The sequence below is a fragment of the Burkholderia sp. YIM B11467 genome (genome assembly GCF_052952715.1).
Genome location: NZ_JBQVSQ010000012.1, coordinates 222,733 through 233,423 on the forward strand (window position 1 = coordinate 222,733; position 10,691 = coordinate 233,423).

At 65.8% G+C, this 10,691-nt stretch carries 9 protein-coding genes; 5 read left to right on the forward strand and 4 right to left on the reverse strand.

All coding sequences use genetic code 11. The features are described 5' to 3' along the window. Window positions 1-135 precede the first annotated feature (135 nt). The 3 genes from ACTRWB_RS32185 to ACTRWB_RS32195 form a co-directional block, all read right to left on the reverse strand. Window positions 136-597 carry a cupin domain-containing protein gene (locus ACTRWB_RS32185; protein WP_446904244.1) on the reverse strand — a complete coding sequence of 154 codons (462 nt, stop codon included), beginning with the start codon at window positions 595-597 and terminating at the stop codon, window positions 136-138. A gap of 94 nt (window positions 598-691) precedes the next feature. Further along, complete coding sequence (locus ACTRWB_RS32190; RefSeq protein WP_446904245.1) at window positions 692-1,033, reverse strand: plastocyanin/azurin family copper-binding protein; 342 nt, start codon at window positions 1,031-1,033, stop codon at window positions 692-694. Between the two features lie 21 nt (window positions 1,034-1,054). Then, on the reverse strand, window positions 1,055-1,999 hold the full coding sequence (locus ACTRWB_RS32195) for a metallophosphoesterase family protein (protein WP_446904246.1): 945 nt from the start codon (window positions 1,997-1,999) through the stop codon (window positions 1,055-1,057). Between the two features lie 257 nt (window positions 2,000-2,256). Between ACTRWB_RS32195 and ACTRWB_RS32200 the strand changes: the two genes are divergently transcribed. The 3 genes from ACTRWB_RS32200 (at window position 2,257) to ACTRWB_RS32210 (ending at window position 7,030) form a co-directional block, all read left to right on the forward strand. Beyond that, window positions 2,257-3,846: an inorganic phosphate transporter gene (locus tag ACTRWB_RS32200; RefSeq protein ID WP_446904247.1), complete on the forward strand. Its 1,590-nt coding sequence runs from the start codon at window positions 2,257-2,259 to the stop codon at window positions 3,844-3,846. 80 nt (window positions 3,847-3,926) lie between these two features. Next, window positions 3,927-5,681 carry an ABC transporter permease gene (locus ACTRWB_RS32205; RefSeq protein ID WP_446904248.1) on the forward strand — a complete coding sequence of 585 codons (1,755 nt, stop codon included), beginning with the start codon at window positions 3,927-3,929 and terminating at the stop codon, window positions 5,679-5,681. Window positions 5,682-5,692: 11 nt separating this feature from the next. Then, window positions 5,693-7,030 (forward strand): ABC transporter ATP-binding protein, encoded by a 1,338-nt coding sequence (locus tag ACTRWB_RS32210; protein ID WP_129515297.1) that lies wholly within the window; start codon window positions 5,693-5,695, stop codon window positions 7,028-7,030. Between the two features lie 27 nt (window positions 7,031-7,057). Here the strand turns inward: ACTRWB_RS32210 and ACTRWB_RS32215 are convergent, their stop codons facing one another. Next, window positions 7,058-7,936, reverse strand: coding sequence for a MurR/RpiR family transcriptional regulator (locus tag ACTRWB_RS32215; RefSeq protein WP_446904249.1), 879 nt, complete (start codon window positions 7,934-7,936; stop codon window positions 7,058-7,060). 360 nt (window positions 7,937-8,296) lie between these two features. Here ACTRWB_RS32215 and ggt point away from each other — a divergent pair, with 360 nt between their 5' ends. Next, window positions 8,297-10,048, forward strand: a complete 1,752-nt coding sequence (gene ggt, locus ACTRWB_RS32220; protein ID WP_446904250.1) for a gamma-glutamyltransferase — start codon at window positions 8,297-8,299, stop codon at window positions 10,046-10,048. 254 nt (window positions 10,049-10,302) lie between these two features. After that, on the forward strand, window positions 10,303-10,691 hold a 389-nt coding region (locus ACTRWB_RS32225), incomplete at its 3' end, for a cation:dicarboxylate symporter family transporter (protein ID WP_446904251.1).

Sequence of the window (10,691 nt, forward strand, 5' to 3'; positions counted from 1 at the left end):
GCTTGCCTCGCTGCGTGTGACGGTGGGTCGGATCCGAACAGTTCGATTCAGTGTAGGCGATCGGCGGCGCGGCAATGCCCGCCGCGCCATACGTGCGAGGATTCGCGTCAGGCGTCAGGCGTCAGGCGTCAGGCGTCAGGCGTCCGGGTACGGCGTGCCGTCCTTGTGCAGGAACCGGCCGTCGCGGCTCGGGCTCATCATGTCGATGTCCGGGCAGGTGATCACGTCGTCCGGCGAGCGCGAGCCGACCTCGAGATAGACGGCGACCATATCCGACCGGTTGACCAGATGATGGCCGTTGCCCGAGCCTTTCGGAAACGCCGCGCAGTCGCCCGCGCGCAGCACGGTCTCGCCGCCGTCCTCGATCATCACGAGTTCGCCTTCGAGCACGTAGACGAATTCGTCTTCGTCGGAATGCCAGTGGCGCTGGCTCGACCAGCCGCCCGGCGGCACGCGCATCAGGTTGACGCCGAAATCGCGCAGCCCGCCGGCGTCGCCGACGCGCTGGCGGATGCGCTGCGCGCACGGCGCGTCGAATGGCTTCGGATAACCGCTGCCCGGGCGTTCGGGCACGGCGCTGATATCGATCCTGGGCATGGGCGGCTCCGTCTGCCACGCGGGCGAATGGGACGGGGCTCATTGTAGGCGGCCGCCGCCCGCGGTTCGTCCGCGCGTTTCACGGGAGGCCGCGTCATTCGACGGTGATCGTCTCCTTCATGTACGGATGAATCCCGCAGAACACCTTGTAGACGCCCGGCTTGTCGAAGCGGAACGAGTACGTGTCGCCCTGGTCGAGCGCCGACGAGTGAAAGATGCCGGCGTCGTTGACGACGGTGTGCGGCTCCCCGTCGAGGTTTTTCCACGTGACGGTCGTGCCGGCCTTGATCGTGGTCGACATCGGCGAAAACATGAAATTGTGGATCGTCACGAGCGGGCCGTCCGGGCCCTGCGCGAACGCGGTGAGCGGGGTGCCGGCGGCGGCCGCGCACAGGATCAGCGCCGCGATGATTGTCGGTTGCTTGAAACGGGTCATGTCGGTCTCCTTGCGTATGGGTCAGGCGAGCGTCGCGTCATGCAGCGTCGATGCGGCGGGATGGCCGGCGAATTCGACGGTCGTCAAGCCGAGCATCGACGGCAGCCGGTCGCGCGGCACCGTGAGCGGCACGGGGCCCGGGCCGTTGCCGGCCGTCGGCTGCGGGAACGCGGTCGAGCGTGCGGTATGGAACGTGATGTTGCCCTCGACCTTCGACACGATCTGGTGGATATGCCCGTTCAGCACGGTGACCGAGCCGAAGCGGCGCAGCAGCGCCATCGTCTGCGGCGCGTCGCCGGTGCCCCATCCCCACGGTTCGTAGATGGTCCACATCGGCATGTGCGAGAACACGACGATCGGCGTGCTCGACGAGCGGCCCTTCAGATCCTGCTCGAGCCATGCAAGCTGGTCGTCGCCGAAGCTGCCGAGTCCGTTCGGTTTGAAATGCATCACGTTGACGAGGCCGATGAAGTGCACGCCCGAGTGATCGAAGCTGTAATAACCGCGGTTGTTCGACGCCTTGCCGAACCGGCTGAAATATTCGGCGCCCGAACCGTCGGTGACGTCGTGCTCGCCGGGCACCGTGTGCAGTTCCGGTATGCGCAGCGCCGACAGCAGTTGCGACGCGTGGTCGAATTCCTCGGGCTTGGACAGGTGCGTGATGTCGCCGGTATGGATGGCCAGCGCGGGCATCGCGGGCATCTGGTTCACGAGGTCGATCGTCTGCCGCAGCGTGGCCGACACGTCGGGATTGGCTTCCTTGTTGAAGCCGATGTGCGAGTCGCTGATCTGCACGAACAGCGGCCGGCCCGCACCGGCCGGGAGTGCGTCGCCGGCCTGCGCGAGCGCGAGGTCGAACGGCGTCAGGATGCCGCCCGACAGCGTAAACAGCGTGCCGAGGCCGCCGAAGGCCATGCATTGCAGGGCCTTGCGGCGCGACGGGCGGGTGGGATTCGATGAAGACATGGGAGCCTCGCAATCGTATGACGAAACGGGACGGCCGGATCGTCCTGGAATAAACCGGCGCCTTCGCGTGCCATACCGGCGCGACGACGGTTTTATTCCCGCGATCCGCAAATTCGCGCAGGGGAGTTGGGAGCCCGCGAGGCGGCCGTCCGGATGCCGGGCGACGACTTGTTAATGTCCTGTAAGTGACACGTCACATTTGCGTCACGACCGCCCGATAGCCTGCGACACCGAGTCACCTATCCGGAGCCACCTTCATGCCGAATCTCGCGGCAACGGAAACCAGCGGCGCGGCCAGTCAGCGCACGCGCACCCTCAGCTTCGCGCTGTTTTTTCTGATCATTGCCTGCGGCATCGTCTATATCGCGATCCACCTGAGCGCGGATCTCAGCCCGGTCAAGGAAAGTTCGGTCCTGCCGTTCGTGCTGCTCGTCGTGGCGCTGCTGATCGCGCTCGGCTTCGAGTTCGTGAACGGCTTCCACGACACCGCGAACGCGGTCGCGACCGTCATCTACACGCATTCGCTCGACCCGCACCTGGCAGTCGTCTGGTCGGGCCTCTGGAACCTGTTCGGCGTGCTCGTATCGAGCGGCGCCGTCGCGTTCGGCATCCTGCAGTTGCTGCCCGTCGAGCTGATCCTGCAGGTCGGCAGCGGCTCGGGCTTCGCGATGGTGTTCTCGCTGCTGATCGCGGCCGTCACGTGGAACCTCGCGACCTGGTATTTCGGGTTGCCGTCGTCGAGCTCGCATACGCTCGTCGGGTCGATCGTCGGCGTCGGCCTGATGAACCAGATCGTCAGCGGCCCGTCGGGCACGAGCGGCGTCGACTGGAACCAGGCGCTCGGCGTCGGCAAGGCGCTGCTGTTCTCGCCGCTGATCGGCTTCGTGCTGTCCGCACTGGTGCTCCTGCTGCTGAAGGCGCTCGTGCGCGTGCCGGCGCTGTACCAGGAGCCGAAGGGCAACAAGCCGCCGCCGTTCTGGATTCGCCTGCTGCTGATCCTCACCTGCACGGGCGTGTCGTTCGCGCACGGTTCGAACGACGGGCAGAAGGGCATGGGCCTGATCATGCTGATCCTGATCGGCGTGATGCCGACCGCGTATGCACTGAACAAGGCCGTGACGCCGGACCAGACGAGCACGTTCGTCGCGGTTGCGCGCCACGCGTCGACGACGCTCGGCAAGTACACGGCCCCCGCGGTGCAGTCCGCCGACCCGCGCGCCGACGTCGAGGCGTACGTGCGCACGCACAAGCTGACGCCCGCGACGCTCCCCGCGCTGGGCAAGCTCACCGACACGATCGCCGACCAGGTCGCGCAGGCCGGCGGCATCTCGAGCGTGCCGCAGAACCTCGTCGACAACGTGCGCAACAACATGTACGTCGCGTCCGAGGCGATCCGCCTGATGGAGAAGGCGAAGGCGCCGGCGTTCTCGGTCGAGGACGCGAGCGTGCTCGACGCGTTCAAGAAGCAGATGGACCGCGCGACCAAATTCATCCCGACCTGGGTGAAGGTCGCGGTCGCGATCGCGCTTGGCCTCGGCACGATGGTCGGCTGGAAGCGGATCGTCGTGACGGTCGGCGAGAAGATCGGCAAGTCGCATCTCACGTACGGGCAGGGCGCGTCGGCCGAGGCCGTCGCGATGCTGACGATCGGGATGGCCGATGCATACGGGCTGCCGGTATCGACGACGCACGTGCTCGCGTCGGGCGTGGCCGGCACGATGACGGCGAGCGGCGCGGGCCTGCGCTGGGACACGGTGCGCAATCTCGTGCTCGCATGGGTGCTGACGCTGCCCGCATCGATCGCACTGTCGGCCGGCCTGTACTGGGCACTGCACGGGCTCTTTTGATCCGGGCCCGCTGATGTAACGCCGGCCGCGCGGCACGCGGCCGACCCCATCGAATTTCAATCCGATACAAGACGCTACCGATGGATATCAGTTTCTTCAATCCGAACCGGACCGCGAACGCGTCCGCGTGGCGCGTGCTCCCCAATCGCTGGGATGCCATCGCGTTTCCGCTGATCATCTGCCTGCTGGCGATGGCGATCGTCGGCTTCCATCAGACGATGGCGCCGATCGGCGTGCTGCAGACGCAGAAGATCACGCTCGATCCGTCGAACCTGCCCGAATACGCGTTGCGCACCACGCTGCGGATGCTTGCCGCGATGGTCGCGTCGCTCGTGTTCACGCTCGTCTACGGCACGCTCGCGGCCAAGAGCCGCCGCGCGGGCATGGTGCTGATCCCGATCCTCGACATCCTGCAGTCGGTGCCGGTGCTCGGCTACATTTCGTTCACCGTCACGTTCTTCCTCGCGCTGTTCCCGGGCCGCGTGCTCGGCGCCGAACTGGCCGCGATCTTCGCGATCTTCACGAGCCAGGCGTGGAACATGACGTTCAGCTTCTACCAGTCGCTGCGCACGGTGCCGCGCGATCTGCATGAAGTGTCGCGCGGCTTTCACCTGACGTCGTGGCAGCGCTTCTGGAAGCTCGAGGTGCCGTTCTCGATGCCGGGCCTGATCTGGAACATGATGATGTCGATGTCGGGCGGCTGGTTCTTCGTCGTCGCGTCGGAGGCCATCACCGTCGGCAACCAGACGATCACGCTGCCGGGGATCGGTGCGTATCTCGCGCAGGCCATCTCCGACAAGAACCTCGGCGCGGTCGGCTGGGTGATCGTCGCGATGACGGTCGTGATTCTCGCGTACGACCAGTTCCTGTTCCGTCCGCTCGTCGCGTGGGCCGACAAGTTCCGGATGGAAAACACCGCGTCCGGCGATGCGCCGCAGTCCTGGCTGCTCGACATGATGCGCCGCACGCACCTGATCCACCAGTTGCTGGTGCCGGCCGGCTGGCTGCTGTCGCAGGCGGCCCGCGTGCCGCTGCGCGTGCCGTCGTTCAAGGGCGTCGGCGCGCGCGTCGTACTGAGCCGCCGTTCGTCGCGGATCGGCGACATCATCTGGGGCGCGCTCGTGATCCTGCTGACGGCGTACGTCGTGTGGCGCGTCGTCACGTTCGTGTCGACCGGCGTGACGATGGCCGAGGTCGGCCACGTGCTCGTGCTCGGGCTCATCACGCTGCTGCGCGTGCTGTTCCTGATCCTGATCGCGTCGGTCATCTGGGTGCCGGTCGGCGTGTGGATCGGGCTGCGCCCGGCGCTCGCCGAAAAGGTCCAGCCGATCGCGCAGTTCCTGGCCGCGTTCCCGGCCAACCTGCTGTTCCCGGTGTTCGTGATCGTGATCGTGCGCTTCCACCTGAACGCCGATATCTGGCTGTCGCCGCTGATCGTGCTCGGCACGCAGTGGTACATCCTGTTCAACGTGATCGCTGGCGCGATGTCCTATCCGAACGACTACAAGGAAGTCACGAAGAACTTCCGGATTCGCGGCCGGCAGTGGTGGCGGCAGGCGATCCTGCCCGGCATCTTCCCGTACTACGTGACCGGCGCGATCACCGCATCGGGCGGTGCATGGAACGCGAGCATCGTGTCCGAGTTCGTGCAGTGGGGCGACACGAAGGTCGTCGCGCACGGCCTCGGCGCGTACATCGCACAGACGACCGCCGCCGGCGACTTCCCGAAGATCATTCTGGGCATCGCCGTGATGTCCCTGTTCGTCACCCTGTTCAACCGTCTGCTGTGGCGTCCGATGTACGCCTACGCGGAAGCCCGGCTCCGTCTCGATTGAGAGTACTCGCGATGCAAAATTCGACCGTTATCAACGCCCCTGTCCAGACGCCCCAGCCGCCGCGCCTCGGCGACGAAATCCTGCGCGTGGAGCACGTCAACCGCGGCTTCAACAAGTCGCAGGGCGAACTGCTCGTGCTCGACGACGCGAACCTGTCGCTGCGCGAAGGCGAGATCGTCGGGCTGCTCGGCCGCTCCGGCTCGGGCAAGTCCACGCTGCTGCGGATCATCGCCGGCCTGATCGAGCCGACCGGCGGTGAAGTGACCTACCTCGGCAAGCCGCTGAGCGGCCCGGCCGAGGGTGTCGCGATGGTGTTCCAGACCTTCGCGCTGTTTCCGTGGCTCACCGTGCTGCAGAACGTGGAAGCCGGCCTCGAAGCGCTCGGCGTCGGCGCGCGCGAGCGGCGCGAGCGTGCGCTTGCCGCCATCGACCTGATCGGTCTCGACGGTTTCGAGAACGCGTACCCGCGCGAGCTGTCGGGCGGCATGCGCCAGCGCGTGGGCTTTGCGCGCGCGCTGGTCGTCGATCCGACGATCCTGCTGATGGACGAGCCGTTCTCGGCGCTCGACGTGCTGACGGCCGAGACGCTGCGTACCGACCTGCTCGATCTTTGGACGCAGGGCCGCATGCCGATCAAGTCGGTGCTGATCGTCACGCACAACATCGAGGAAGCCGTGTTCATGTGCGACCGGATCCTCGTGCTGTCGTCGAACCCGGGCCGCGTGATCGCCGAGATCAAGGTGCCGTTCAAGCATCCGCGCAACCGGCTCGACACCGATTTCCGCAAGCTCGTCGACGACATCTACGCGAAGATGACCGCGCGTCAGACCAACGAGGCGACGAAGAAGGGGCTCGAACCCGGCAGCTGGCTGCCGCGCGTGTCGACCAACCTGATGGCCGGCCTGATCGAAACGCTCGCGATGGCGCCGTACCACGGCCGTGCCGACATGCCGGAAATCGCGCGCACGCTGCATCTCGAAGTCGACGAACTGTTCCCGATCGCCGAAGTGCTGCAGCACCTCGGTTTCGCGGACGTGCGGGAAGGCGACGTGTTCCTCACGCCGCCCGCGCGCGTGTTCGCGGAATTCGGCACGCAGGAGCGCAAGCTGATGTTCGCGGATCACCTGCTGAAGCACGTGCCGCTCGCCGCACGGATCAGGAAGGTGCTGAACGAGCGCCCGGGCCATCGCGCGCCGCGTGTGCGCTTCGAGCAGGAGCTGGAGGATTTCCTGTCCGACGAAGCAGCCGAGGAAACGCTCGACGCGGTAATCGACTGGGGCCGTTACGGCGAAGTCTTCTCGTACAACGACAAGACCGAAGTGTTCAGCCTCGAGGACGTCGAGAGCTGATGCCCGCGCCCGAATGGCGAGCGATCGTCATTCGGGCAAATCGCGCCGGTTGGTGTCCTGCCCGATGCCGCCCGTGCTGAGATGCTCGATCTTTTCCATCCGCTGCCGCGCGAGTTCCGGCAGCCGGTTCGTCACGCCGATCACCAGCGCTTCGGCGAGCGCCAGCGCCGGCACGTTGGTCTGCAGCATCGCGAAAGGGCGCCCCTGGATCCGCAGCACGATCTCCGCAAACTCGCCGATCGGCGACATCCATTCGTCGGTGATCAGCAGGATCCGCGTGCCGAGCCGGTGCGCGGCCCGCGCGAAGCGGATGCTGTCCTTCTGGTAACGGCGAAAGTCGAAGATGACGAGCACGTCGCCGCGCCCCATGTCGGCCAGCGCAACCGACGCGAGGTTCACGTTGGGTTCGACGTACTGCACATGCGGACGTGCGTAGGCGAGCGTGAACGAAAACAGCGACGCGAGCGGCGCCGTATAACGTCCGCCGCCGCAGAAGATACGGACGTCCGGATCGGCCAGCTGCGCCACGGCGGCGTCGAACGCGGCCGCGTCGAGCCCATCGATCGTGGTCGCGAGCGACTCGGACAGCCGCTGGAAAATCGCCGCATGGTTGTCGCGCATGCCCGATTCGGAATGGAACGCATCCATCCGCGCGAGCGGCGAATTCATCGCGGTGTCGATCTCGTCATGCAGCGCCTGCTGGAACGACGAGTAATTCGGAAAGCCGATCCGGACGACAAAGCGGAACACGGTCGGATCGCTGACTTCAGCCTGCTTGGCGACGCTCGCGATCGGCCCGAGGCCGAGGCTCGGATAGCGATCCAGCAACGCATGCGCGACCTTCTGTTCCGACGGCGTGAAGCTATCCATCTGGGATAACAGCAACGCCCTGATGCTTGTCCCCATCGGGCACTCCAGCTCTCTTATCTGAATGACAAACGGCAGACGGGTGTCTGCCGGGACTCCATGCATGTTAGCCGATTGACGCGCGGCGGGCCGCGCACGGTCCGGAATTAGAGGGACGTATCACTCGGCAGAGGGTCCCGCCAGTAATGTAATGAAACGAACATTTCTCGAAAACCCTTTCCATGGCTATTCGCTTCAAATTCAGTGATAACCCTAGGTTTTGGCATAAAAAAGCGAGTGCTATGATCGCGGCCTCGCCGGAATGTATTGTTTATTACATGCCGGATTGGCAGCGTCGGCACGCGATGGCGTGGCGGTGCATCCCGGCCTGGCCCGGCCATTTGTCTGGAGGATTCCGTCATGAGGCGGCTCGTCGTACTCACCCTGTTGTCGGCCATGAGCGTGTGCGCGTTCGCCGCGTCGGACCCCGCGGTCGAAGCGAAGAACGGCATGGTCGTGTCGTCGCAGCACTTCGCGTCGCAGATCGGCGTCGACATCCTGAAGGAAGGCGGCAACGCGGTGGATGCGGCAGTGGCGGTCGGTTATGCACAGGCCGTGACCAACCCGTGCTGCGGCAATATCGGCGGCGGCGGCTTCATGACGGTGCACCTGGCCGACGGCCGCGACCGCTTCATCAATTTCCGCGAAACCGCGCCGGCCGCGGCGACGGCGAACATGTATCTCGACGCGTCGGGCAACGTCCGCGCGGGCGAAAGCCTGTACGGTTATCGCGCCGTCGGCGTGCCGGGCACGGTCGCCGGGCTCGATCTCGCGCAGCGCAAGTACGGCAAGCTGACGCGCCAGCAGGTGATGGCGCCGGCGATCCGGCTCGCACGCGACGGCTTCGTGCTGACGCGCGGCGATACGGACATCCTCGACACGACGATCGAACGTTTCAGGAAGGACCCGGACGCGGCGCGCATCTTCCTGCGGCCGGACGGCACGCCGCTGCAGCCGGGCGACCGTCTGGTGCAGAAGGACCTGGCCCGCACGCTCGAGCGCATCGCGCAGCAGGGGCCCGACGCGTTCTATCACGGCGAGATCCCGAAGCGCGTCGAGGCGGCGTCGAAGCAGGCGGGCGGCCTGATCACGGCGGCCGATTTCGCGTCCTATCGTGCCGAAGACATGGCCCCGCTGAAGTGCACGTATCGCGGCTACGAGTTCGTGTCGGCGCCGCCGCCGAGCTCGGGTGGCGTGACGATGTGCGAGACGCTGAACATCCTCGAAGGGTATGACCTGCGCAAGCTCGGTTATCACTCCGCGGCGTCGATCCACTATATGACCGAAGCGATGCGCCACGCGTACGAGGACCGCAATACGCTGCTGGGCGATCCGAACTTCATCGACAACCCGATCGCGAAGCTGACGAGCAAGGACTACGCGGCGCAGATCCGTAAGAGCATCCACGCCGATACGGCGACGCCGTCGGTCGACGTGCAGCCCGGCGTCGGTATTCACGAGAAGCCGGAGACGACGCATTACTCGATCCTCGACCACGACGGCAATGCCGTGTCGACGACCTATACGGTCAACGGCCGCTTCGGCGCCGTGGTCATCGCGCCGGGCACGGGTTTCTTCCTGAACGACGAGATGGACGACTTCACGACGAAGGTCGGCGCGCAGAACCTGTTCGGCCTCGTGCAGGGCACGCGCAATTCGATCGCGCCGGGCAAGCGTCCGCTGTCGTCGATGGCGCCGACCATCGTGACGAAGGACGGCAAGGTGTTCATGGTGGTCGGTTCGCCGGGCGGCTCGCGGATCATCACGATCACGCTGCAGACCGTGCTGAACGTGATCGACTACGGGATGACGCCGCAGGATGCGGTCGCCGCGCCGCGTATCCACCACCAGTGGCTGCCCGACGAGGTCTACTACGAAACCTACGGCCTGTCGCCCGACACGCTCGCGATCCTGCGCAACATGGGCTACAAGATGGTCGAGCAAACGCCGTGGGGCGCCGCCGAGCTGATCATGGTCGGCCTGCCGGGCACCGAAGCGGCGAGCCGCCAGAGTTCCGGGAACGATTCGTCGGTATCCGGCAACGTGCGCGTCGGCTTCATCTACGGCTACAACGATCCGCGCCGCCCGGCCGGGTCGGCGATCGGCTACTGATCCGATCGCATCACGCTGAACCGCTGCCGCCCGCGTTCGCCCTTGTGCGAATGACGCTGCGGCGGCAGCGCGTCCGTTCGCGGACATTCGCAGGCCCGACAGGAACCCGGGCCGCGCGCCTTTCGTTCTTCAACACCTTCACCGTGCGTCGAATCCCGTTATGAACAAACGAATGTCCGCTGCAGGNGCCCGACAGGAACCCGGGCCGCGCGCCTTTCGTTCTTCAACACCTTCACCGTGCGTCGAATCCCGTTATGAACAAACGAATGTCCGCTGCAGGCTGGATCCTGCTCGCGATGGCGGCCGGCATCTTCATCGGCTACCTGATCTACACGCAACTTCCGGACAAGCAGTCCGCCGCGGAAATCGCCGGCTACATCTCGCTCGTGTCCGATGTGTTCCTGCGACTGATCAAGATGGTGATCGGCCCGCTGGTGTTCTCGACGCTCGTCGTCGGCATTGCGCACATGGGCGATGCGTCGTCCGTGGGGCGCGTGTTCGTGAAGGCGCTCGGCTGGTTCGTCACCGCATCGCTGATCTCGCTGCTGCTCGGGCTGCTGATGGCGAACCTGCTGCGCCCCGGCGAGAACCTCGGCCTGCCGCTGCCGGACATCGGCGCGTCCGCGCATCTCGCGACGTCCAA